We start from the raw sequence: 22,366 nt of genomic DNA, 5'->3' as shown, positions 1-22,366 counted from the left end.
ACCCCGCGGGCCTGGTCTTGGTGGGCGGCGCTTGACCCGGCGAGTATTCGAGTGCTATTACCCAAATATTGAAATTTTCCGGAGAAGCACAGGGGCAATAGTGTTCACCAAGGCCTGAAATATTACACAGAAAAGGGCCCACCCATCGCACTATTCACTTGACAGTTGTATTTGTTTTTATTTGCAAAATAACCTATTTATTCCTACGATAGGAGTTGACAGGGCCTAGGCCCGTCTGTATGGTCTTAATGTGCCCTCATATAGAGGGAGTGAGTGAGGCAGTCGCCTCGCCCAACTAGCCATATCGGATATGGCTCACACCCCCCGCACCGGCCTCCGGTGCCAGCCTACGAGGATGTCATGGCCCTGAACAACGCTGCTGTCGCCGATATCGGTTTCGCTTCGCTCGTCGGTGCGGAGAGCATGAAGCTGCACGCCTATAGTGCCTTCACGCTCCTGTTCATGATGAACTCAGGCACCGACACCAAGGTCATCCGCAAGCACCTGGCCGCCCGCGCCCATGATACGGGGCTGATCGCCGAAAACACCTGGCAGAGCTACGTCAAGGGTGTGGAGACGGCGGCAACCATGTTCCACACCCACGCCACGGATGAGGTGGCGGCCATATTGGATATGGCGGCCGATGAGGCGGTGGACGCGGTTCGCCAGCTGTACGAAGGCCTCAACATCCTGTCCGGTTCGGATATTCGGGCCTGGGCCACGGCGGGCGAGTTCCTGCCGCTCGACAAGGCGGCGGCCAAGGCGGCCAAGGCGGCGGCGGCCAAGGCCAAGTCGCTGGCCAAGGGCCAGGCCGATGCGGCCCTGTTCTTCGCCCAGAACGCGGCGGACAGCAGCACCATACCCGATATGGCTCCTGCGGCCCCGGTTTCGGCCCTGGACGCGGTTCTCGCCGGGATCGCGGCCCTGACCACGGCCGACGCGATGACGGCCCTGGCGGCCCTCAATGAGCGGATCGGCGCCCTACAGGCGATGGTCGATGCCGCCCCGGCCCCGACCACGGCCCCGGTGCTGGCCGATACCATCGAGCCGGAGGCCCTGTCGGCCCTGGCCAAGCACTTCGCCAAGCAGGCGGCCTAAGCCCCACACCGGGCGCCCTACGGGGCGCCCACCCACGCCCACGCGCATCGGCGCGCACCGAGGCCCTGTCTCGGTGTGCGCCCATGCGCGCGCTCGTGCGCGCAGTGCCCCCATGGGCACCCAGCCATATCCAATATGGCTTCCCCTCCCCCGGTCCAGTGTTCGGAGAACAGCAATGGCCCACGCCAATCCCGAGTTCGCGCTCGGCCTCATGCGCCATGAGGCGAGCCCGGTGCGCTTCCAGACGCGCCCGCCGGCGAGCCTGGTCTCGCTGCGCTACGCGATGCAGGCGCTGATCGCGATCCCGACCGAGGAGCGCACGCCCGCGCAGCAGCACCAGATCGACCTCTACTTCACGGTCTCGCGCCAGACGCGCCACGCGACCGCACGCGGGCGCAGTCTCGTGGACGCCATCGCGGAGCCGGTGGGCGGCATGCACGGCGCCGATAAGCGCGCGGAGCGCTTCGTCGAGCCCAAGCGCCGCTATCCCGCCGACGTCCAGGCCGGACGCGAGAAGGTCAGGCGCGGCACCCTGCCGAGATGACGCCCTGGCACTACGCCACGGGCCCACCACGCGAGGGCACGCCCCGCGGACCGCGGCACGCCCGAGAACCGTCTCGGGCGACCACACCAACAGCCATATCGGATATGGCCGCACGGAGGACATCATGGATACGACTTTATTCTTCATCGGCACCGTGCTCATCACCGCCTACGTGGTGCTGGCCGAGGTGGTGGTGCCGGGCGCGCCGGGCATTTTCTAGCGTGTCTGGGGCTCACGGTACGGAACGTACTTCCTAGATGGTGGTTGGTGGGCTATGTGGTGGCCCGTCGCACCATCTAGGATCACCCAGCGGACGCGCAAAACGCGGTCCTGGTCTCGTGATCGGTGCTAGGCACGTAAGTTCTTGTCTTTATTCTTCTTTTACCTTTTTCTAGGGTGGAGGAGAAAAACTAGAGCTTATAAATCCCGACCTTAGTTAGCTGGAAATCCGAACATTAGGAACAATGTTATTGTTCTATAAGGGGTAAGAGGCGAACTCGTAAGCCTTAGAATTGGTACGAAACGGACGAGAGGGCCATGACCGACGCACCGACACCGCTGAGCCTCACCGAGCTACCAACCAGGATCAGGAATAAGATCCGCATCGACCACGAAAACGAACGCGAGGCGTGCTGGGAGTGGACAGGCTCATTTCGTGCGCCAACCCGCTACCACAAGGAGTACCCGGTGAAGGAGGACACCTCGCGCTTCCGCCACACCACCGGCTGCATGGTGAACGCACGCGGGACACCGACCGTGTGGGTGAGCGCGCTCGGCTACCCGGTGGCCGCCTATCGCGTGGTCTACGGCCTGGTCCACGGGATCGACCTGAAGGCCGTGCCCAAGCTCGGGCGCTGCCACAACGACCGGTGCGTGAACCCGCACCACACGCAGGACATGGGCGCGGTGCCGGACACGCGCCCGCTGCTCGGCGCCATGCGGGTGCTGGAGCAGTTCACGCCCGGCGAGCCGCATCCGCAGCCGCAGCTGGTGGGCGACCCGAACGCGGAGACACCGCTCGCAACCCTTCAGCGGGTGCGCCCGTTCTCCGAGATGTCCTTCGAGAGCGCCGAGGACGAATGCGAGCTGCCGCGCGGCTCGATCACACCTGACATCTGGGCCACCTATCTCGCCTGGGACGAAGCGAACCCGGATTGGCGCACGCCCAAAACAGGGTGTACGGAACGTACCAAGATGATCCCAAAGAAAGCGCGGACGCATCATTCGATCGGTACGTTCCGTTCCAAATCGCTGGGACACTATGCAAAATTAACAGGTGGTCAACTCATCCAGAAGTGGATATGTGACGCCTGTAACATGAGGGGAACGAATGCCAGGACGCTCGCTCGGACGCTCACTCGGAACCGTGCCGAAGCGCCTGCTCGCCCTCCAGTCGACCGTGGTGGAGAGCGCCCCCGGCATCACCTCGCCCGAGCTGCGGGCCTTCCTCTTCGTCGCGGACAATGAGGGCGCCTGCCAGCGCGACGTCCGCAACTTCCTCGACATCCCTCAGGCGACCGCCAGCCGTGTGGTGGGCAACCTCAAGGCCGGCAACTTCGACCTGATACACTGCGAGATGAAGGGCCGGCAGCACGAGCTGCGCCTGAGCCCCAAGGGCCGCCAACTGCTGGCCCGCCTCGCGTGCATCCTCGGCTGCTTCTGTGCCACCCCGGCTGCCAACTCGATCCTGAACCAGTTCGAGGTTGGACCGTCATTATCCAGCTTCTCGCCCATGTACGATCCATGCCGCGACGAGCACCGCTTCGGCTGCGATGTGAGCTAGTCCCCAGGTTCTGCGCATGCCCCGGGGTGAAACCTGGGGTTGGCGCAACTAGAACAGAATGAGAACATCGATGCACGTCGCGAGCCTGACGTGTGGGCGCACCGAGCCAGTTTGGTAAGGAGGACCATATCCGATATGGGCATGCCACGAACGCACACCGACTTGGGGCCACAGAACGTGGCCAACGTCCTCGACGGCATGCACGCCACGCTGCGGCTGCCGCACGAGTGGAGCCGGCGCGCTGGCTCGCACACCAGCGAGGGGATGCCCTGCGACCCCTGCTCGCCCGCCGCCCGGTCCTGGTGCCTGTCTGGCGCGCTGGACCGCATGCTGGGCCAGATCGTGGATCCGATCCTGCGGGCTCGCCTCGCCGAGGACACCGAGATCCTGCTCCTCGACACCGCGCGCCGCATCTTCGGCACGCCCTGCCTCGAAAGCCTGCAGCAGCTCAACGACAGCCGCAGCACCAGCCACACCGACGTGCTCGACGTTATCGCAGAGGCTCGCGCCACCCTGCCGGCCTATCGCGCCCAGCCCTCGCAGATCGAGTATTTCACGCCGCGCGCAGTCATCGACTACGCGGCGGCGCTCAGCCGTTCCGTGAACGCCTGACGGCCGTGGAACAGGCTCGGCCACGCCCCCTCGACCCGAGCCCGCAGCGCGTGCTCGTTCAGCACCTCGATCCGGCCCTTGTCGACCTGGCGCAGCACGCCCTCGTTCGTCATGGCCGTGATCGCCTCAGTCACGGACGGTCGGCGCGCACCGAGCCTCTTCGAGATGTGGATGTGTGTGAGCGGCAGCGTCTGCTCACGCAGCAGGTTCAACGTCTCCAGCAGGTAGGCCGCGACCCGCTCGGGCACGCCAAGCCGTTGCTGACCGGCGGCTTGCTGCGCCAGCTCTTCCAGAGCCAGCGCCGTGAAGTTCAGCAGCAGCTCACGCGAGGCCGGCGAGCTGTCCATCATGCGGCGCGCCGCCGAGATCTGGCAGCGCAGCGCTTGGCCGCCGTGATCCACCACGGTCATGCGCGAGGACAGGCTGTTGGAAATCAGGGCCTGGATGCCAACCATGCCGGCGTCACCGTGCATGGCGACCTGGACAGTGTTGTCCTTGTTCTCGCCGGCCACAGAAGCTGGAGCGGCGCTCGGGCTCCATCCTGTGGGGCTTACAAGGTCGACGCATACGCTGTTGATGGGAAAGTGAAGCAGTGCCGGCCGGGTGCCGCCATGAACCAAGGTCTGGCCCGGTCTAACTGTTACACGCTCGAATACATCTACCCAGCTGTCATCAATCTGTACCAGCGCGGCAACTATCTTATTCGTGTGCCCGCTGTAGTACAGCTCACCTCGATTGTCAGTCATGTCGGTCAGATCCTCGGACCGGCTATTGTGGCAGCGGATGCACGCATGTTAAGCCACTTCACCGACAAAATACTTTTGCTGATACAAAACTGCAGTCGCAGTCATCGCTCAGCTCTGGTCGGTGATTTAATATCATCTTAGGCAAATATTCCGAGTAACGTGACCGTGAGCACTGGATAAATCGTACCGACGCTCGCCGAACGCTGGCCGACGATATGGTACGCTGATCCACCATTTTCGTTGCACGAAAGTCAACGCCTTCGGCACATATCCCCGTGCGTGTTCTTGTCCTGTTCTCACTGTGCAGTGCGGAAAAATGCGGCGAAGGCTTTCCAACGTCCACTACCAGACCGTGTCCACGCTAGAACTAGATGGTACGGATCGGACTAACAAGTCAAAAGTCCGGCAACAAGTTCGAGGTCGCATTCCATATCGGATATGGGAGAACAAGCCTATGCGGCAGCCACCCAGAGAGACGTCCCAGCAGCGCGCAGATAGGCTGCTCGCTCAGCACCAAGCCCGCCGGGCCGAGCGGAGCTACCCTCAACCCACCACAGTCGCGCATTCGCACGCCTGAACCACACGGTCCGAAACGGACCCAGCCAACAAGGATCCTACCGATGCGAGTGCCACCTCTGGTCGACGTTCCGAACCCGAGCAAGCAACAGATCTTCGACGCCGTCGTCGCGCATGCCAGCCAGATGCCGGGCAAGAGCCGCGCCCACAACCTCCCGCTCGTCCACGCCCTCGTGGGCGTGGCCTGGGCCCACGACGAGGCCGCCCTGCAGACCACCAAGTCCAAGGTCCTGGCCGCCCTCGCGGCCACGGCACGGGACGCCGCCCAGGCCGCCGGCCTGGTCGAGAGAGATCAGCTCGACGACCTGACACCGCGCCAGCGCGAGCTGGTCGCTGAATGCCAGAAAGATCTCGATACGTCATGAGAGGTGGGGGCCGTCGAGCCCCCACCCTTCCTTACTCGCCGCGCCGATATTCTCGAATGAGATCCAGGATCTCGTCGTCGAGGTCTTGAAGGGGGCTTAACAGGCCCACGGCACGGTCGGTGTCAGTGTGTCGAAGGATGCCCCTTTCAAAGAGGTATCGCTCGCCGTTCACGTTGCGAGCCCAAGACCATTCAGCTATCCTTTTGAACGAGTTAGCGCTGAAAAACTCCTGTGCGCCTTCGTACGCAACCGCAGAATGCTCAAGCAGCTCAAATTTACGTTCAAGGTTCAGGCGTGCGCGCTTCAGGCTGGTGGTAGAGACGCCGTCGGTATTAGCGGCGTTGGCTTTGACTTCCTCGATAGCTTTGAAAGTGCCTTCGACAACATGCACGATGTTCATGCGGTCGAACGCGGCAAACATAGCTTTCCCGGGAAGGGGCGCATAGGGCCTTTCAACCCAATCTGGCTCATTGCCTAGTTTTTGCTTGACTTTTTCGAACGTTGTCAGGATGCCATTCGATCTTTGTGCTGCTTCGTGGCATCGCTGATACAGTTTATCAAGTTTGCTCGCGAACCCAACGCGCCGAGCTGCCAAATCGTTGATTGGTTTTACCCAGCGCCAGAGCGCCTTTTTCATCGTATCTAGTATGTGCTTGCTGCGGTCTAAGCTAAGCAGCTCGTGCTGTCGCTGATGTCGTTCCTTGATCCGCTTTTCAGCGTTAACCCAACTCTCGCCAAATGCTTCTTGTCCGCACTTGGAACCAAACAGAAGGCGATCGCCATCGCTAGTTATACAGGTGAAACCCTTTTTGTGGTGGTGCCCCTGACAGGACACGCAGTACACTTTCTGTGTAGGCCACTCCTTGAATTGGTAGAGGTTCAACACGTCGAGAAGACGCGCGTCTGGTTTGATCTCCCATGCCAGGTTCGGCTGTTCATAGGGATCATCGAGCATAAGCGCCTGTAGGCGTAATTCTCGATCGCTGATCTTGGCTGCCAAACAGAACTCCCTTCAAGCGGGAGCATAACGCTGGCACCAAAAACGGCTGCTGTCTATGGCTGGCTGGCCGCATACCCACAAGATGTAGGTCAATCCCCAGGAGTTTCACATTTGCGGAGTTGGTTGCGGCTGTGGACAAGCTCGCAGCTGCCCTGGCGCCTTTAAGCGCCCGAGCAGCCGTCGCAGCGAGGTCGCCGCCGCCTGCAAAATGATCGCGACTAGTTAGAGCTCGTCGATATCCGCGACGCGCGCGAGGCCAGCGTCGCGAACGCCGCCCACGCTACCAGCCTTAGTTTCTACCAGGCCGAGCTGGAGCGTGTGCTTAAGGCCCCTCAAGCATGGAGAAGCGATGACGTGGCCGTTCACCAGGCGCCTGCCGGCGCCAAGCACCAGATCCGATATGGATCCACCACCAAGCCGGCGGCTACGGACGTCACGCAGGCGTTGCGTGTGGTATGGTAGCGCTGCCAGCGGCGGCAACACGTCGACGACTTGTGCCGCAGCGACGCTTCCTTGCGCGTCCGTCTCAACAGCCGACGCCAGCAAGCCATCGGACCCCGCGTTGACACAAATGGTCCGAGGGAGGGAGCCCGCCCGGCGCAGCCGCGGCGGGCTCCTGCCTGACAGCTGGTCTCCTACCAGTTGGTCTGCCCGATGCGCAGACGCCCAATCATGGCCTGGGCTTGAACGCGGGCCTTATCCTCTGTCGGGAGCGGGGTATCGGAGCGCTGGACGAGCTTCCCGTGCTTACGGATGGCCCAGTGGTAGCCGCCGGCCGCGCGCTTCGATGGGAGGAGTTCGAACGTGAAGGGCTCAGCCTGCTCAGGTTCGCTCATCCAACGGGTTCCCGTTCGCCAAATTCAGGCTGGAAGCACGTGGAGCATACCGCCAAGCGCTCCAAGCGCTCCAAGCGCTCCAAGGCCGATCAGTCCCCATACGATGTACAGACGCATCCAGCTCTCCTCGACGGTCGACGAGGGCTGAACGTCTTCATGTTCGTCAAACCAATCGGTCACTGCGCTGCATCGGGTTCGGTGGGAGGTCCCGTGCCCTATGGCCCGGACACGACAGCGAGGTGACCTTGACCGTAAGGCTCAGACCTTTTCTGCAGCGCGCGCATGGCTCTGCCGCGCGTCCTGCCGGACGTGCTTCTTGCGGCGTTTAACGGGGAGCGGCTCGTCCTCTGCCCGATGGCTCAGGGCGAAGTCGTGCAGCCGTTGGGCGCGTTCTAGATCGCCATCAACGGCACTCGTGAGGGCGTAAAAGGCCGCCCGCACGATGTCTTTCTTGGAGGCCTTGGGATGGCGCTCACGGACGGCAGCGATCAGTTCCTTCCGCGCAATCCCAGGACCAGCGAGCCCCTGAAGGGTGGTTGCCAATTGATCGATCGAGGCCATGGATGCACCTGTGCCCGGCAGATCTGCGATTTGATCCTTCGGTCATAGGGGTCTGCGCGGCAGTGAGGCAACCCTACGCTCAGGAAGGTCGTCAGCCTCACAAGCTCGCCTGATCTCGATTGGGCACCTAGTCGTTGCGCGGGGGCAGGCGCTCTTCCAGATGGGTCGCTGCATCCGCGTAGAGCTCGAAGCGCCGCAGGAGGATGGCGCGCTTCTCTGGCTTCCGTGCCGTGTCCACCTTCGACTTCGCCTTGTCGGCGCGCTCGCGCATTTTCTTGGCGAGCTTCAGGAAGGCGTCATCGATCTTCGCGCTGACCTTCTCGGCTTCGGCGTTCGCAGCATCTTTGTGGTCCCGCAGTGAGCCGGGAAACGTGCTCTTTTTGTCCGTGGCCATAGCTGTCTCCTGCGAATTTCCCGCGGTCCATACGCCATACAATGCGACGACGCGATCACGGCAACGCTCGGCTCGTGAGCTGCTCGGGCCTTCGGGTTACATTGAATGGGTCTGTCGCTTGTCGAAAGCCAAATCGCCACGATCCCTGAGCCAACGCTGGCAGCTGTCGAACAGACAGTTCGGCCATCAGCTGCTGAGTGGCAGAAGTTTTTCGTGCTGAATATGTGCCGGATAATTGGCGCTGCTATTCAGCAACGGCGCCCCGTGAGGGGAAAATATCTCAACAGTATCAGAGAGATGCTTGGTGGGCGCACTAGGGTTCGAACCTAGGACCCGCTGATTAAGAGTCAGCTGCTCTACCAACTGAGCTATGCGCCCGATCGCTTCTGCGACCGCCCGGTGGCCACCAAGTCCGTCCGGGGTGGCGGGCTGATACCAACGCGGCCGGGGCCTGTCCACCCCCGGCCGCCGCTTTTCTCATTCCGCCGCCGCATGCTGTGCATGCACGCGCACGGAATGGGCCGACAGCTTGTTCAGCGCCGACAGATACGCCTTCGCCGACGCCACGAGCGTGTCCGGATCGGCGCCGCGCGCGGTGACGCTGCGCTCGCCGTCCCGCAGCCGCACCGAGACCTCCGCCTGCGCGTCCGTCCCGCCGGTCACGGCATGGACCTGATAGAGCTCCAGCTGCGCCTGATGCGGGACCAGCGCCGAGATCGCGTTGAACACCGCGTCGACCGGCCCGTTGCCGTCCGCCTCCTCGATCCGCGTGCCGGTCTCGTCGGCGATCCGCAGCGTGGCGCGCTGCGGTCCGCGGGTGCCGGCGATGACCGACAGCGAGACCAGCCGGATGCGGTCGTGGGCCGTGGCGAGGTTCTCGTCGACCAGCGCCTCGATATCCTCGTCGTAGACGTGCTTCTTCCGGTCGGCCAAGGCCTTGAACCGGTCGAAAGCGTCCTGGAACTGGTTGTCCGACAGGTGCAGGCCGAGGTCCTCCAGCTTGGAGCGGAACGCCGCCCGGCCGGAGTGCTTGCCCATCACCAGGGAGGTCTTGGTCAGCCCCACGGAGGCCGGCGTCATGATCTCGTAGGTCTCGGCGTTCTTCAGCATGCCGTCCTGGTGAATGCCGCTCTCGTGCGCGAAGGCGTTGCGGCCGACGATCGCCTTGTTGAACTGCACCGGGAAGTTCGTGGCGTGGCTCACGAGCTTCGAGGCGCGGGTCAGCATCGTCGATTCCACGCCGGTCTCGTAGGGCAGCACGTCCGCGCGGGTGCGCAGCGCCATCACGATCTCCTCGAGAGCGGCGTTGCCAGCGCGCTCGCCGATGCCGTTGATCGTGCACTCGACCTGCCGGGCGCCGCCCTCGATGCCGGCCAGGGAATTGGCGATCGCGAGGCCCAGGTCGTTGTGGCAATGGACCGAGAACACGGCCTTGTCGGCGTTCGGCACGCGCGCGCGGACGTTCGCGAACATGTCGCGGTACTCCGACGGCGTGGCGTAGCCGACTGTATCGGGGAGGTTGATGGTCGTAGCGCCGGCCTTGATCGCCGCCTCGACGCAGCGGCACAGGTAGTCGAGCGGCGTGCGGGTCGCGTCCATGGCCGACCACTCCACGTCCTCGACGAGGTCGCGGGCCTGGGCCACGGTCCTGAGGATGATCTCGACGACCTCGTCCTGGCTCTTGCGCATCTGGTGCGCGAGATGGATCGGCGAGGTCGACACGAAGGTGTGGATCCGCGCGCGCTTGGCGTGGCGCACGGCCTCGCCGGCCCGGGCGATGTCGGCGGGGATCGCGCGGGCGAGGCCCGCGATGGTCGCGCGCTTGGTCCTCCGGGCGATCTCCGAGACCGCCTCGAAATCGCCGTTCGACGCGATGGGGAACCCGGCCTCGATGATGTCGACGCCCATCGTGTCGAGCAACTCGGCGACCGCGAGCTTCTCGTCGAAGGTCATGGTGGCGCCGGGGCACTGCTCGCCGTCGCGGAGCGTCGTGTCGAAAATCAAGATCCGGTCGCGGGCGGAAGCGGTGCTGGTCGTAGTCATGGCATTACCCTGTCGCGGGCCGCCCGGCACGTGATGGCGCGGCGCGGCGTGGTGCCCTCGCGGGCGGATTCGCGAATGAAAGAACTCCCCTGAAGGCCCAGGCGCGCGCCCGGACGGCCCTCAGGGGCGGGTAAGCAGAAGCGGGAGAAGGAGCCCGGAGCGGCGCGCACGGGACCGCAGCGCCGTAGAGGCGGCGCGGGCGGTCTCGATCGCTGAGCCGGCTCTGGCCAAGGCTCGTCTCTCCTGTCGGCGACCCGCGCGGGACGTTCTCACGGCGCGGTGCCGCCCGTAGGTATCCCCGGATCGACCGGAACACAAGCGAGACCGACGTGTCCGGAGGCGCGGACCGGGGCTGTCGCGGCCGGCAGGTCCGCGAGGATCGCCGCCGCGAGATCGTCGTAGAACAGCATCTGCCCCGCGGCCCAGACCTCGAACTCCGCCAGCAGCGTCGGGTCGAAGGCGGTCAGGTGGCCGCCGGCGATCCGGATCCATCCCGCGGCCTCGGCCTCGCCGAGCAGGTTGCCGACATGGGCCCGCGACACGTCCAGCCGCTCGGCGAGGCTGCGCAGGCTGAGCGACACCGCCGCCGGCGCGCCGGGCACCGTGGCGGCATAGTGGGCCCCGACCAGGGCCGTGAGCAGCGGATAGCCGCAGTCCCGTCCGGCGAAATGGAGCACCCGCGGGAACGGCGCGATGAGCGTGCCGTGCCGCAGCACGTGGGCGGCCGAAAGGCGCACCAACTCCCCGAGCCGGTCGGGGCCGTCGAGCATCCCGGCGTGGCCCGGGTCGCGACGGGTCACCGCGTCCATGGCGGCGACGAACAGGCGCCCGCTCCGCGCGATCTCGGTTACCAGGGCCGGCGCCGCCTGCAGGCATTTCACGCGCCCGTCGCCCCGATCCGCCACCGCGGTGACGAATCGCCCGGCCTTCAGGGCCGACACGAAGCCGGCTGTCTGCCTCGGGCTCGATCCCACCATCGCCTGGAGGACCGTCAGGGTGGGACGCGGGCCCCCGTGATGGCGCCACGCGTAGTCGTTGTGGATCAGCATGAACGAGACCACGTAGCGCCCGATCTGATTGAGCAGCTTGTGGCTCGGCCAAACAATCTGCGCCGGTTCGATCATGCCCTGGCAGTAACCGGCGACCGCCGGGCGGAAATCGCGCTCGGATCGAAGCAGAGTGATCCGCGCCCGGAAATGATCGTCCAACATCCGCGCCCCGAATCAGCCGGATCCGGCCGAAGGGATGCCGCGCGCCCGGCCTTCGGTCCAGGATTTCCTGCAAAGTTTGGACTCGGTGGTGAAGAACGCGCCGGGATACGACTCGCAGTGCTTGTCTCAGCGCTGCCGGAGCGAGCGGTCCGCCGGGCCTGGCCGGCGTCAGATGCGAAGGGGACCGTCCACCGTGTGCGATCTGCATCGACCCTCTCTCTCCCGGCGCGGCCTGCTGGCCGCGGCCGCGGCCGGTACCGTGATGGGGGCTTCCGCCGGGATCCGGCGGGCCGAGGCGGCCCCCGACGGCGCGCGATCGAACGCCATCACGCCCGAGGCGGCCCTCACGCGGCTGCGCGACGGCAACGGCCGCTACGTCGCCAACACGTCGACGAACCGGGACTTCCCGGCCGGTCGCGCCGCGCGGGCCGCGGCGCAGTATCCGATCGCGTGTATCGTCGGCTGCGCCGATGCCCGGGTCGCCCCGGATTTCATCTTCGACCAGGGACCGGGCGATCTGTTCGTCGTCCGCGTCGCCGGCAACTTCGTCACAACCGACGGTCTCGCCAGCCTCGAGTACGGCGTATCGGTCCTGGGCGCGCCGCTGATCCTCGTCCTCGGCCATTCCGATTGCGGGGCCGTGAAGGCGACGATCGACGTCATGAAGACCAACGCGTCGCTCCCCGGTCATCTCCCCGTGCTGATCGAGGCGATTCGCCCGGCGGTGGATCTGGCCGAAAAGGCGCGTGCGCAGGATCCCCTCGCAGAGGCCATCGCCCAGAATGTCCGGCACAGCGTCCGGCGCCTCGAGCAGGCCGGCCCCATCATCGCGGAGGCCGTCGCCGCCGAGCGGGTGAAGGTCGTGGGCGGCTTCTACGACATCGGCACCGGCCGGGTCGTGATCCTCTGACCGCGGTGCCCGATCCGTCCCGGCCTGCGGGCCGGCGCTTTACCGAAGCTTGCCAATGACGGTGCAGCCTCGATAAAGCCCGCCGGCACGTCGAGACCGAACCCGCGAGACCGTCATGGCCAGCTACAAGCTCCTGCTCCTCCCCGGCGACGGGATCGGCCCGGAGGTCGCCGGCGGCATGCAGGTGGTGCTCGACACCCTCAAGGAGACCGGTCTCGCGACCTTCGAGACCGAGACCGACCTCGTCGGCGGCAGCGCCCTCGACGCGCACGGCGTCCCGCTCGCGGACGCGACCCTGCAGCGCGCGAGGGACGCGGACGCCATCCTGCTCGGCGCGGTCGGCGGACCGAAATGGGCCGGTGTCGCCTACGAGAACCGCCCCGAGGCCGGCCTGCTGCGCCTGCGCAAGGAACTCGACCTCTTCGCCAACCTGCGCCCGGCGATCTGCTACCCGGCACTGGCCGAGGCCTCGGCGCTGAAGCGCGAGCTCGTCGAGGGACTCGACATCATGATCGTGCGGGAGCTCACCGGCGGCGTCTATTTCGGCGAGCCGAAGGAGATCACCACGCTAGAGGACGGCTCCAAGCGGGCGGTCGACACCCAGGTCTACACGACGGCTGAGATCGAGCGGATCGCCCACGTGGCCTTCGACCTCGCGGGCAAGCGCTCGGGCCGGGTCGCCTCGGCCGAGAAGCACAACGTGATGAAGTCGGGCGTTCTCTGGAAGGAGGTCGTCACCAAGGTGCACGCCGAGCACTACGCCAACCTGCAGCTCGAGCACATCCTCGCCGACAACTGCGCCATGCAGCTGGTGCGCCGGCCCAAGCAGTTCGACGTGCTGGTGACCGACAACCTGTTCGGCGACGTGCTCTCCGACATCGCCGCCATGCTCACCGGCTCGCTGGGCATGCTGCCCTCGGCCTCCCTCGGGGCGGTCGACGCCAGCGGCCTGCGCCGCGCGCTCTACGAGCCGGTCCACGGCTCGGCGCCCGACATCGCCGGCCAGGACAAGGCCAACCCGATCGCCATGATCGGCTCGCTCGCCATGTGCCTGCGCTACTCCTTCGGCCTCGGCGACGCGGCCGACGCCCTCGACGGCGCCATCACGGACGCCCTCGCGGGCGGCGCGCGCACCGCCGACATCGCCGGCGAGGGCACGAACCCGATGGGTACGCGCGCCATGGCCAGCGCGGTGGCGGACGCGCTCCGCACCCGGGTCGGCTGAGACACGTCTTCGGCGTGTCGCAGCACCGGGGTCGGTCCCCAGCCGCGTGTTTCGACGCATGGCGATCGGGCGCGACCTTCGCTATGACGCGCCCATCGAGGATTGGGAGCGTCATGAAGGCCGGAGACGGGGCGTCTGAGCGCGCGAGCGCGGATTTCGGCTTCGAGCGCGTGGCGCTCGACGAGAAGCAGGGGCGCGTCGACAGCGTCTTCCACTCGGTCGCCCGCCGCTACGACATCATGAACGACCTGATGTCGGCGGGCCTGCATCGGGCTTGGAAGGCGCAGCTCGTCTCGATGCTGCGGCCGCCGCAGAACCGCGCCTTCGCGCATCTTGACGTCGCCGGCGGCACCGGCGACGTGGCCTTCCGGGTTCTGGCCGCGGGCGGTCCGCGCACCCGCGTCACCGTCCTCGACATCAATGAGTCGATGCTGCGGGTCGGCGCTGAGCGGGCGCGGGAGCGCAAGGTCGACGAGGCCGGCGACCGGATCGCCTTCGTGACCGGCAACGCCGAGGCGCTGCCGCTGCCGGACGGGTCCTTCGACGCCTACACGATCGCCTTCGGCATCCGGAACGTGCCGCGGATCGAGACGGCGCTGGCCGAGGCGCGGCGGGTGCTGAAGCCCGGTGGGCGCTTCCTCTGCCTGGAATTCTCGGCCGTCGACATCCCGCTGCTCGACCGCATCTACGATGCCTACTCGTTCAACGTCATCCCGCGCATCGGCGCCCGGGTGGCCGGGGACGCCGAGTCCTACCGCTACCTCGTGGAGTCGATCCGGAAGTTCCCGACCCGCGGCGCCTTCGCGGGCATGATCGAGCGCGCGGGCTTCCGGCACGTCACCGACCGGGCGCTGACGGGCGGGATCGTGGCGATCCATTCGGGCTGGAAGGTCTCTTGACCGCCGCCGCGCGCGACGGGAGCCAGCACCGGTGATCAGCGCCGCCGTCAACCTGTTTCGCGGCGCGCGGGTCGGCTTCGTGCTGGCCCGCGAGGGCGCCCTCGCCCTCGTCGACCCCTCTGAGCTGCCCCCGCACCTGCGCCTCGCCCTGCGGATCGGCCGCTCCCTCGAGCGGCCCGGCCTCGACGACGGGGCGGCCCGGCTCTCTGCGGCGATGACGCGCCTCGGCCCGTCCTACGTGAAATTCGGCCAGTTCCTGGCGACGCGGCCCGACATCGTCGGCATGCGCGCGGCCTTCGACTTGGAGAAACTGCAGGACCGGGTGCCGCCCTTCCCGCAGGCGGTCGCGCTTCGCACCGTCGAGGCCGCCCTCGGCAAGCCCGTGAGCGCCCTGTTCGTGTCGTTCAGCGAGCCGATCGCCGCCGCCTCGATCGCGCAGGTCCACAAGGCGATCGTGCAGGATCCCGACGGCACGCAGCGCGCCCTCGCCGTGAAGGTGATGCGGCCTGGCGTCCGCGAGCGCTTCATGCGCGACCTCGAGGTCATGCGCTTCATGGCGCGGGTGGTGAACGCCCTGTCGCCGCAGGCGGAGCGGCTGCGCCCGCGCGAGGTGGTGGAGATCCTCGCGCGCTCGGTGCTGATGGAGATGGATTTCCGCCTGGAGGCGGCGGCCGCCTCCGAGCTCGCCGAGAACACCAAGGACGATCCGGACTTCCGTGTGCCGAGGCCGGAATGGGAGCTGACCGCCCGCGAGGTGTTGTCGGCCGAGTGGATCGAGGGGACCCGCCTGCACAGCGCCGCGGAGCTCGCCGCCCGGGGGCACGATCCGCAGACAATCGGCCGGACCGTCATCCAGAGCTTCCTGCGGCACGCGATCCGCGATGGCTTCTTCCACGCGGACATGCACCAGGGGAACCTGCTGGTCGATGCCGAGGGCCGGCTGGTCGCGGTCGATTTCGGCATCATGGGCCGCCTCGGCCCGAACGAGCGCCGGTTTCTCGCCGAGATCCTGCTGGGCTTCATCCTGCGGGATTACCGCCGGGTGGCGAAGGTCCATTTCGAGGCGGGCTACGTGCCGGCCCACCACTCCGTGGAGGATTTCGCTCAGGCGATCCGCGCCATCGGCGAGCCGATCCACCAACGCCGGGCCGACGAGATCTCGATGGCCAAGGTCCTGACCCTGCTGTTCGACGTCACGGCCCTGTTCGACATGAGCACCCGCACCGAGCTGGTGATGCTCCAGAAGACCATGGTGGTGGTGGAGGGCGTCGCCCGCTCCCTCGACCCGCGCCTCGATATGTGGACCACGGCCGAGCCGGTCGTGCGCGCCTGGATCGCCCGCAACATGGGGCCGGTCGGCCGGGCGCAGAGCGGCCTGGACGCCCTCAAGGTCGTCTCCGACGTCGTCGGCGACATCCCGGACCTTGCCATGCGGTTGAAGCGCGTGCTGGTCCGCCTCGACGAGGCCGGCACCGGCGATGCCCGCCGGCTGGAGCGCTTCGCCCGCAACGAACGCTATCGCGCGATCTGGTCGACGCTGGCCCTGTGGGGCATCGCCGTCGGCGCGCTGATGCTGGCGTTCCGGGGTCTCTGACGCGGCACCATCCCCGATCCGGGACCGGGACCGCGCGTCGTCCGCGGGCGCTCAGCCGGGCTCGGGTCCCTGGGCGGGCGCGTCCTCCGCTGTGGGGACCAGGGCACGCAGCTCGCGGGCCAGCTCCTTGAGCCCGGTCGAGCCCTTGGCGAGCACCCTGTCGGCCTGACCGGCCAGACGGCGCCGGTCCTCGGCCGTGATGTCCTTGGCGGTGAGCACCACCACCGGCACGTCGCGGCTGTCAGGCCGGGCCCGCAGCGCCCGCAGGAACGCGAATCCGTCCATCTCGGGCATCATCAGGTCGAGCAGGATGAGGGATGGGCGCTCCGTCTCCAGGGCTGCCAGAGCGCGCAGGCCGTTCTCGGCCTCGCGGACCGGGAAGCCCTCGCGCGCGAGATAGGCGCAGACGTGCTCGCGGACGTCGGCCTCGTCCTCGACGACGAGGATCGCGCCGTCACCCGAGGCGAGGCGGAAGCGGTCGACGATCTGGCGCAGGCTTCCCCAGTCGATCGGCTTCTGCAGGTAGTCGGTGGCGCCGAGGGAGAAGGCGAGGTTCTGCTCGTCCAGGACCGTCACCATCACGATCGGCGTCGCGCCGATCTCGGGATCGGCCCGGATGGCCCGCAGCACCGCCCATCCGTCCATCTGCGGCATGGTGACGTCGAGGAGCACGGCCCGCGGAAGCAGGCTGCGAGCGAGATCGAGCCCGCGCCGCCCGTCCTCGGCGACCGTCACCGAGAAGCCCTCGCGCTCCAGGAAGCGCGCCAGCAGATCGCGGGTGGCGGCGTCGTCGTCGACCACCAGGATCGTCCCGCGGTCGCCGTCTCCCGATGCGGCCGGGTCCGCGTCCCCGGCCGCGGCGGCCTCGAAACGGTCCGGCAGCGTCAGCGTGAAGGTGGTGCCCTGCCCCTCACGGCTGTCCACGGTGATCGAGCCGCCCAGCATCTCGGCGAAGGCCCGGGTGATCGCGAGGCCGAGCCCGGTGCCGCCGAACCGGCGCGTCGTGGAGGCGTCGGCCTGGGTGAACCGCTCGAACAGCTTGCCGACCTGCTCCCGCGTCATGCCGATGCCGGTGTCGGTCACGCAGAAGCGCAGCGCACCGTCCGCCCGGGCGACCGCCAGGGTGATCCGGCCATCCTCGGTGAACTTCGCGGCGTTGCTCAGGAGATTGATCAGGCACTGCCGCAGCTTGGTCACGTCGGTATGCGCGCTGCCCAGGCCCGGCTCCAGCTCCAGCGCCAGGGTGTTGCCCTTCTTGGCGACGAGACCCTCGACCGTGACCGCGACCTCCTGCACCACGGCGGCGACCTCGAAATCCTCCGCGTAGATCTCGACCCGGTCGGCCTCGATCTTCGAGATGTCGAGCACGTCGTTGATCAGGCCGAGGAGGTGGCGGGCGTTGGTCTCGATCTTCTTCATGTCGGTGACGAGATCGGCCTCGCCGATATCCTCCAGCTCCTCCTGCACCATCTCGGAATAGCCGATCACCGCCGAGAGCGGGGTGCGCAGCTCGTGGCTCATATTGGCCAGGAACTGGCTCTTGGCCGCGTTGGCGGCCTCGGCCGCCGCGCGCGCCGCCTCGATCGCGGCCTCGGCCTCCTTGCGCTCGGTGATGTCCGTGTGGGTCCCGACCCACTCCCGCAGGGTGCCGTCGGGTTCGAGGATCGGGACGGCGCGCACGCTCATGTGCCGGTAGGTCCCGGAGGCGGCGCGGATCCGGTGCTCGGTGGCGTAGGGTTCCAGGCTGGTGACAGCGCGGGTCCACGCGGCGCGGGTATGCGCACGGTCCTCCGGGTGGACCGCGTCGAGGAAGCCGAGCCCCGCGTAGGCGGCCTCGTCCTGGCCGGTGAAGCGGGTCCAGGCCGTCTGGCGGCGATGGAGGCTCCCTTCCGGGTTGGCGGTCCAGACGATGGCGGCGCTCGCCTCGATCAGCGAGCGGAAGCGCTCCTCGCTCCGGCGCAGCCGGGCCTCCGCGAGGTGGCGGATGGTCTCGTCGACCACCACGAGGCCGACGCCCTCGACGCTCTGGTCGGCCGCCGCGCTCTCCTCGCCCCGGAGCGGATAGAAGCTCATCGAGAAATGCCGCACGCCGCCCGGCGCCGAGGGGGTCGGCACCGCCACCGGGACGTTCGGCGAGACCAGGCCTTCCGTCAGGGCCGCGGCCAGCTTCGGGGCCAGCTCCTCCCGCAGAGTCGGGAGCATGGCCCAGATCGGCGCGCCGAGATCGGCCCCGAAGCCGCGCTCGCTCATGGTGGCGAGCGCCCGGTTCATGTGCCGGATCTTCAGGTCACGGTCGAGGAAGCCGAGCCCCACCGGCGCGTTGGCCAGTACCCCGTCGAGGAGGCGGGACATCCGCAGGGATTCCTGCCGTCGCACCAGGGCGAGGCGCGCCAGCAGCACGATCGCTCCGAGGGCCGCCGCCGCGGAGAGGAGGAACAGAAGGAGTCCGCGCCACGCTTCGCGCGCCTGGATGGTCGCGAGCTGCTCCAGGGTCGCGGCCTGCCGGGCCGCCGACTCGGCGCGGATCGCGTCCATCAGCTGCTTGCCCTCGCCGGTGCGGACGAGGTCGATGGCGGCGTCGAAGCCCCGGTTCCGCCGCGCCTCCACCACCCGGGCGGCGAAGTCGCGCTTCTGCGCGATCAGCCCGGCGAGCGACGGGCCGCCGGCCCGGACCGACTCCTGCGCGGCGGCGCCGAGGCCGGTCAGCTCCGTGTCGATCTTGGTGAGGGCGGTCGTGTAGGGTCGGAGGTAATCCTCGCTGCCGACCAGCACGAAGCCGCGCTCCCCGGTCTCCAGGTCCTTGACCTCGGAGATCAGGCGCTCGATCCCGGCGATCGTCGCGTTCGCCCGGGCGGTCGCGGCCCGGTCGGTCTCGCCGGTCACGTAATTGGCCGTGCCGCTGCCCAGGGCAACGATCAGCAGGATGAAGGCGACGGGCGAACCGAGGAGCCAGCCCAGCGGGCCGGCGCCGCGCCAATTGCGCCGGCGCAGGCCGAAGATCGATCCGGCGCGCGACGGGGCGCTCACGTTTCCACCAGCCCGGTGGTGGCGCCCGACGCCTCGGAATCCGGCCGGCCGTGCGGCTGGCCGAGATATTCCCGCGACCGCATCTCGATGAGGCGCGAGACGGTCCGGTCGAACTCGAAGGCCTCGCGGCCGGTCCGGGCGGTGTAGAGGTCCTGCGCTTCGGCGGCCGCGGAGGCCACGAGCTTCACGTGCCGGTCGTAGAGCGTGTCGACCAGCGTGATGAAGCGCTTGGCCTCGTTCCGCTCCGCCTCGCCCATCACCGGGATCCCGTCGAGGATCACCGTGTGGTAGGCGCGGGCGAGTGCCATGTAGTCGGAGGCGCCGAGGGGCTGGCGACAGAGATCGTCGAAGCCGAACCGGGCCACGCCGGTCGCCTGCTCGGGAACCGCCACGGCCCGGCCGTGGACCGTGACCGTCGCCGGGAGGCCGCGAGCCTTGCCGGTCAGGGCCTTGAAGGCGGCGTCGAGGGCCGCGCGCGCCGCCGCGTCGGCGGGGACATGGTAGACCGCCGCGCCGCCGAGCTTCTCGAGCCGGAAATCCGTCCGGGAGTCGAGGCGGACGACGGTCACGCGTTCCTGGAGGTTCGCCACGAAGGGCAGGAACAGCGCCCGGTTGAGGCCGCCCTCGTAGAGTCGGTCGGGCTCGACGTTCGAGGTCGCGACGACGGTGACGCCGCGCCGGAACAGATGGTTGAACAGGCGACCCAGGATCATCGCGTCGGCGATGTCGGTGACAGTGAACTCGTCGAAGCACAGCAGGGTCGCCTCGTCGGCCAGCTGGTCGGCCACCGGTCCGATCGGGTCGTCGCCCTTGACGGTGCCGGCCTTCAGCGCCTGACGGTAGGCGTGGATCCGCTCGTGCGCGTCGGCCAGGAAGCCGTGGAAATGGACGCGCCGCTTCGGCTCCGGCGCCGCCTCGTGGAAGAGGTCCATCAGCATGGTCTTCCCGCGCCCGACCGAGCCCCAGATGTACAGGCCCTTGATCGCCTCGGCCTCGTCCTTGCGACGGAACAGCCACCCCAGGGCGCTCGTCTTGCTGGCCCGCTTGCGGCGCTGGAGGTCGACGACCAGCCGGTCGAGGGCGCGCACGAGGTGCGCCTGGGCGGGATCGCGCTCGATGGCGCCGTTGGCGACCAGCGCCTCGTAGCGCTCGTGGACCGGGCCGGGCGAGACCGCACCGGCGAGCGCCGCCGGCGACGGGGCGATGGGCTTGCCGGATCTGTCGTTCACGCCGCCGGTTCCTCGCTGCTGATCGCGGTACCGGTTCGGCACCCCCTGCACCCGCGTCGGCGGTCAACGACCCGGGGCCTGTTCCAGTGCCGCGCAAGCTCGGCCTGAATCAAGCCCGCGGCCGAACAGCCGCGGGCAAGCGTCCCATTGAGGCGTCCCATCGAGGCGTCCCATCGAAGCCTCCCATCGGTCCCACGCATGGCAGGCCCGCGGCCGGCCGGCCCCGCACTCTGCTGCATTGCACAATGAATACGGGGATGCGACATCCCGGCGGTCTCTTGGGAGGAGCGTCCGGATCACCCCGCGCGGCAGCGCGCACGAACCGGAGCTTCATCATGGCGGTACAAGCCCTCGATGGGCCGACCCACACCATCCGGCGTCTCTGGCCGGCGGACCGCGCTGCGGTCCTCGACTATTTCCTGCGGCTGGATCCGGAGACCCGGGCGAGCCGCTTCATGGGCAATGTCAGCGAGGCCGGAGTCCGGGCCTACGCCGCGCAGGCGCTGACCGCGGAGGGCGTGATGTACGGCGCCTTCGTGGGCGGCGTGCTGCGCGGTCTCGCCGAGCTGCGGCCGATGGGGCCGGGCGCGTCCCGCTACGCCCTGGGGCCGCACGCTGAGGCGGCCTTCGCGGTCGAGCAGACCTTCCGCCGCAAGGGGATCGGGGCCGCCCTGTTCGCCCGGATCGCCCGCGCGGCGCGGCATCGCGGCGTCAAGGATCTCCACGTCCGCTGCCTGTCGGGAAACGGGCCCATGCTGCGGCTCGCGGCCAAGCACGGGGCGGCCCTCCAGCACGAGGGGCGCGAGACCGAGGGCGCCCTGCACCTCGCGCGTCCGACGCCGTTCTCGCTCTGGTACGAGGGGATCGCGGAGGCGTTCGACTTCACCCTGGCGGCGGGCTTCCCGGAGCGGGTGCAGGCCGGGCGCTGAAGGCAGGCTTCAGCCGGCGATGTCGCCGACGAGGGCGAAGGTCAGGAGATCCACGGACGTCGCCCCGCCGCGCAGGAGCGCGCGGGCGGCGGCGTTGCCGGTGGCGCCGGTGGTCATGACGTCGTCCACGAGAAGGACCCGGCGCCCACGGACGCGGTGCTGCTCGGCGGAAGCGACCCGGAAGGCGCCGCTCAGGTTCTCGGCCCGCGCCGCGCGGCTCAGGCCGACCTGGGATCGCGTGGCGCGCACGCGCACCAGGGCCGTGGCGACGCACGGCCGCCCCGCCGCATCCGCGATCGCCCGCGCCAGCAGGGCGGACTGGTTGAAGCGCCGCCGCCACAGGCGTCCGCGATGGAGCGGTACCGGCACGAGGCACTCGGCCTCGGCGATCAGGGTCCGGCCGCTCGCGGCCATCATCCGGGCCATCACGCCGGCGAGATCGAGCCGGTCCTCATACTTCAGGCGATGGACGAGCCGCCGCGCCACGGAATCGTAGAGGGCGACCGCCCGGGCGCGGCCGAAGACCGGCGGTTCCGCGATGGCCCGGGGCGACACCAGCGGGCCGACCCCGAGGTCGACCGCGAAGGGCGTACCGTAGCGCTGGCACACCGGTTCCTCGATCAGGCGCAGGCTCGACCAGCAGGACGGACAGAGGGCGCCCGGGTCGGCGGTGGCGCCGCCGCAGCCCGCGCAGGTGGGCGGGTAGATCAGGGAGACGACCCCGCGCGGCAGACCGCGCAGGGCCGTGGCGACGGCCTGGAAGGCCGTCATGCGCGCGACGCGC

At 67.9% G+C, this 22,366-nt stretch carries 21 protein-coding genes and 1 tRNA gene; 11 read left to right on the top strand and 11 right to left on the bottom strand.

Annotation, left to right across the window (positions count from 1 at the left end; translation table 11 throughout):
* The first annotated feature begins 360 nt into the window (after positions 1-360).
* From ACX9MN_RS11850 to ACX9MN_RS11830, 5 genes are all read left to right on the top strand, one after another.
* Complete coding sequence (locus tag ACX9MN_RS11850) at positions 361-1,098, top strand: hypothetical protein (RefSeq protein WP_489724490.1); 738 nt, start codon at positions 361-363, stop codon at positions 1,096-1,098.
* 175 nt (positions 1,099-1,273) lie between these two features.
* Positions 1,274-1,642, top strand: a complete 369-nt coding sequence (locus ACX9MN_RS11845) for a hypothetical protein (RefSeq protein WP_489724489.1) — start codon at positions 1,274-1,276, stop codon at positions 1,640-1,642.
* A gap of 537 nt (positions 1,643-2,179) precedes the next feature.
* A complete protein-coding gene (locus ACX9MN_RS11840; RefSeq protein ID WP_489724488.1) occupies positions 2,180-3,109 on the top strand; it encodes a hypothetical protein in 930 nt (309 codons plus the stop codon).
* Entirely contained in the window at positions 3,045-3,425 is a 381-nt protein-coding gene (locus ACX9MN_RS11835; protein ID WP_489724487.1) for a MarR family winged helix-turn-helix transcriptional regulator, read from the top strand. The genes ACX9MN_RS11840 and ACX9MN_RS11835 overlap by 65 nt, the downstream gene beginning before the upstream one ends.
* 141 nt (positions 3,426-3,566) lie before the next feature.
* Complete coding sequence (locus tag ACX9MN_RS11830) at positions 3,567-4,037, top strand: DUF6197 family protein (RefSeq protein ID WP_489724486.1); 471 nt, start codon at positions 3,567-3,569, stop codon at positions 4,035-4,037.
* Here ACX9MN_RS11830 and ACX9MN_RS11825 read toward each other — a convergent pair.
* On the bottom strand, positions 4,001-4,783 hold the full coding sequence (locus ACX9MN_RS11825) for a Crp/Fnr family transcriptional regulator (protein ID WP_489724485.1): 783 nt from the start codon (positions 4,781-4,783) through the stop codon (positions 4,001-4,003). The genes ACX9MN_RS11830 and ACX9MN_RS11825 overlap by 37 nt on opposite strands.
* A gap of 620 nt (positions 4,784-5,403) precedes the next feature.
* Here ACX9MN_RS11825 and ACX9MN_RS11820 point away from each other — a divergent pair.
* Positions 5,404-5,724 carry a hypothetical protein gene (locus tag ACX9MN_RS11820; protein ID WP_489724484.1) on the top strand — a complete coding sequence of 107 codons (321 nt, stop codon included), beginning with the start codon at positions 5,404-5,406 and terminating at the stop codon, positions 5,722-5,724.
* Between the two features lie 31 nt (positions 5,725-5,755).
* Here ACX9MN_RS11820 and ACX9MN_RS11815 read toward each other — a convergent pair whose 3' ends face one another.
* From ACX9MN_RS11815 to ACX9MN_RS11785, 7 genes are all read right to left on the bottom strand, one after another.
* Positions 5,756-6,724 carry a hypothetical protein gene (locus ACX9MN_RS11815; RefSeq protein WP_489724483.1) on the bottom strand — a complete coding sequence of 323 codons (969 nt, stop codon included), beginning with the start codon at positions 6,722-6,724 and terminating at the stop codon, positions 5,756-5,758.
* 635 nt (positions 6,725-7,359) lie between these two features.
* Positions 7,360-7,560: a hypothetical protein gene (locus tag ACX9MN_RS11810; RefSeq protein ID WP_489724482.1), complete on the bottom strand. Its 201-nt coding sequence runs from the start codon at positions 7,558-7,560 to the stop codon at positions 7,360-7,362.
* 258 nt (positions 7,561-7,818) lie between these two features.
* Positions 7,819-8,121 carry a hypothetical protein gene (locus tag ACX9MN_RS11805; RefSeq protein WP_489724481.1) on the bottom strand — a complete coding sequence of 101 codons (303 nt, stop codon included), beginning with the start codon at positions 8,119-8,121 and terminating at the stop codon, positions 7,819-7,821.
* Between the two features lie 127 nt (positions 8,122-8,248).
* Complete coding sequence (locus tag ACX9MN_RS11800; RefSeq protein WP_489724480.1) at positions 8,249-8,515, bottom strand: hypothetical protein; 267 nt, start codon at positions 8,513-8,515, stop codon at positions 8,249-8,251.
* 302 nt (positions 8,516-8,817) lie between these two features.
* Positions 8,818-8,893, bottom strand: a tRNA-Lys gene (locus ACX9MN_RS11795).
* Positions 8,894-8,992: 99 nt separating this feature from the next.
* On the bottom strand, positions 8,993-10,558 hold the full coding sequence (locus ACX9MN_RS11790; RefSeq protein ID WP_489724479.1) for a 2-isopropylmalate synthase: 1,566 nt from the start codon (positions 10,556-10,558) through the stop codon (positions 8,993-8,995).
* A gap of 269 nt (positions 10,559-10,827) precedes the next feature.
* On the bottom strand, positions 10,828-11,769 hold the full coding sequence (locus tag ACX9MN_RS11785) for a hypothetical protein (RefSeq protein ID WP_489724478.1): 942 nt from the start codon (positions 11,767-11,769) through the stop codon (positions 10,828-10,830).
* 172 nt (positions 11,770-11,941) lie between these two features.
* On the opposite strand from ACX9MN_RS11785, the gene ACX9MN_RS11780 reads away from it, so the two are divergent.
* From ACX9MN_RS11780 to ubiB, 4 genes are all read left to right on the top strand, one after another.
* Positions 11,942-12,679, top strand: coding sequence for a carbonic anhydrase (locus ACX9MN_RS11780; RefSeq protein WP_489724477.1), 738 nt, complete (start codon positions 11,942-11,944; stop codon positions 12,677-12,679).
* Between the two features lie 115 nt (positions 12,680-12,794).
* A complete protein-coding gene (gene leuB, locus ACX9MN_RS11775) occupies positions 12,795-13,904 on the top strand; it encodes a 3-isopropylmalate dehydrogenase (RefSeq protein ID WP_489724476.1) in 1,110 nt (369 codons plus the stop codon).
* Between the two features lie 113 nt (positions 13,905-14,017).
* Positions 14,018-14,803: a bifunctional demethylmenaquinone methyltransferase/2-methoxy-6-polyprenyl-1,4-benzoquinol methylase UbiE gene (ubiE, locus tag ACX9MN_RS11770; RefSeq protein WP_489724475.1), complete on the top strand. Its 786-nt coding sequence runs from the start codon at positions 14,018-14,020 to the stop codon at positions 14,801-14,803.
* Between the two features lie 31 nt (positions 14,804-14,834).
* On the top strand, positions 14,835-16,397 hold the full coding sequence (gene ubiB, locus ACX9MN_RS11765) for a 2-polyprenylphenol 6-hydroxylase (protein ID WP_056528937.1): 1,563 nt from the start codon (positions 14,835-14,837) through the stop codon (positions 16,395-16,397).
* A gap of 51 nt (positions 16,398-16,448) precedes the next feature.
* Here the strand turns inward: ubiB and ACX9MN_RS11760 are convergent, their stop codons facing one another.
* Positions 16,449-19,424 carry a response regulator gene (locus ACX9MN_RS11760; RefSeq protein ID WP_489724474.1) on the bottom strand — a complete coding sequence of 992 codons (2,976 nt, stop codon included), beginning with the start codon at positions 19,422-19,424 and terminating at the stop codon, positions 16,449-16,451.
* A complete protein-coding gene (gene zapE / locus ACX9MN_RS11755) occupies positions 19,421-20,653 on the bottom strand; it encodes a cell division protein ZapE (RefSeq protein WP_489724473.1) in 1,233 nt (410 codons plus the stop codon). Before zapE ends, ACX9MN_RS11760 begins: the two co-directional genes overlap by 4 nt.
* Positions 20,654-20,988: 335 nt before the next feature.
* On the opposite strand from zapE, the gene ACX9MN_RS11750 reads away from it, so the two are divergent.
* On the top strand, positions 20,989-21,582 hold the full coding sequence (locus ACX9MN_RS11750) for a GNAT family N-acetyltransferase (protein ID WP_020092128.1): 594 nt from the start codon (positions 20,989-20,991) through the stop codon (positions 21,580-21,582).
* 9 nt (positions 21,583-21,591) lie between these two features.
* Here ACX9MN_RS11750 and ACX9MN_RS11745 read toward each other — a convergent pair whose 3' ends face one another.
* Complete coding sequence (locus tag ACX9MN_RS11745) at positions 21,592-22,353, bottom strand: ComF family protein (RefSeq protein ID WP_020092127.1); 762 nt, start codon at positions 22,351-22,353, stop codon at positions 21,592-21,594.
* Positions 22,354-22,366: the final 13 nt, after the last annotated feature.

The sequence above is a fragment of the Methylobacterium sp. 1A genome (assembly GCF_058072805.1).
Note: the sequence above shows the minus strand (reverse complement) of the source record. Positions and strands in the feature narration are given on the sequence as shown.

What these genes read in the sequence shown, in the direction of transcription:
- ACX9MN_RS11850 (WP_489724490.1), top strand. Translation starts at nt 361, where the DNA reads ATGGCCCTGAACAACGCTGCTGTCGCCGATATCGGTTTCGCTTCGCTC.
- ACX9MN_RS11845 (WP_489724489.1), top strand. Translation starts at nt 1,274, where the DNA reads ATGGCCCACGCCAATCCCGAGTTCGCGCTCGGCCTCATGCGCCATGAG.
- ACX9MN_RS11840 (WP_489724488.1), top strand. Translation starts at nt 2,180, where the DNA reads ATGACCGACGCACCGACACCGCTGAGCCTCACCGAGCTACCAACCAGG.
- ACX9MN_RS11830 (WP_489724486.1), top strand. Translation starts at nt 3,567, where the DNA reads ATGCCACGAACGCACACCGACTTGGGGCCACAGAACGTGGCCAACGTC.
- ACX9MN_RS11825 (WP_489724485.1), bottom strand. Translation starts at nt 4,783, where the DNA reads ATGACTGACAATCGAGGTGAGCTGTACTACAGCGGGCACACGAATAAG.
- ACX9MN_RS11820 (WP_489724484.1), top strand. Translation starts at nt 5,404, where the DNA reads ATGCGAGTGCCACCTCTGGTCGACGTTCCGAACCCGAGCAAGCAACAG.
- ACX9MN_RS11810 (WP_489724482.1), bottom strand. Translation starts at nt 7,560, where the DNA reads ATGAGCGAACCTGAGCAGGCTGAGCCCTTCACGTTCGAACTCCTCCCA.
- ACX9MN_RS11805 (WP_489724481.1), bottom strand. Translation starts at nt 8,121, where the DNA reads ATGGCCTCGATCGATCAATTGGCAACCACCCTTCAGGGGCTCGCTGGT.
- ACX9MN_RS11800 (WP_489724480.1), bottom strand. Translation starts at nt 8,515, where the DNA reads ATGGCCACGGACAAAAAGAGCACGTTTCCCGGCTCACTGCGGGACCAC.
- ACX9MN_RS11790 (WP_489724479.1), bottom strand. Translation starts at nt 10,558, where the DNA reads ATGACTACGACCAGCACCGCTTCCGCCCGCGACCGGATCTTGATTTTC.
- ACX9MN_RS11785 (WP_489724478.1), bottom strand. Translation starts at nt 11,769, where the DNA reads ATGTTGGACGATCATTTCCGGGCGCGGATCACTCTGCTTCGATCCGAG.
- ACX9MN_RS11780 (WP_489724477.1), top strand. Translation starts at nt 11,942, where the DNA reads ATGCGAAGGGGACCGTCCACCGTGTGCGATCTGCATCGACCCTCTCTC.
- leuB (WP_489724476.1), top strand. Translation starts at nt 12,795, where the DNA reads ATGGCCAGCTACAAGCTCCTGCTCCTCCCCGGCGACGGGATCGGCCCG.
- ubiE (WP_489724475.1), top strand. Translation starts at nt 14,018, where the DNA reads ATGAAGGCCGGAGACGGGGCGTCTGAGCGCGCGAGCGCGGATTTCGGC.
- ACX9MN_RS11750 (WP_020092128.1), top strand. Translation starts at nt 20,989, where the DNA reads ATGGCGGTACAAGCCCTCGATGGGCCGACCCACACCATCCGGCGTCTC.
- ACX9MN_RS11745 (WP_020092127.1), bottom strand. Translation starts at nt 22,353, where the DNA reads ATGACGGCCTTCCAGGCCGTCGCCACGGCCCTGCGCGGTCTGCCGCGC.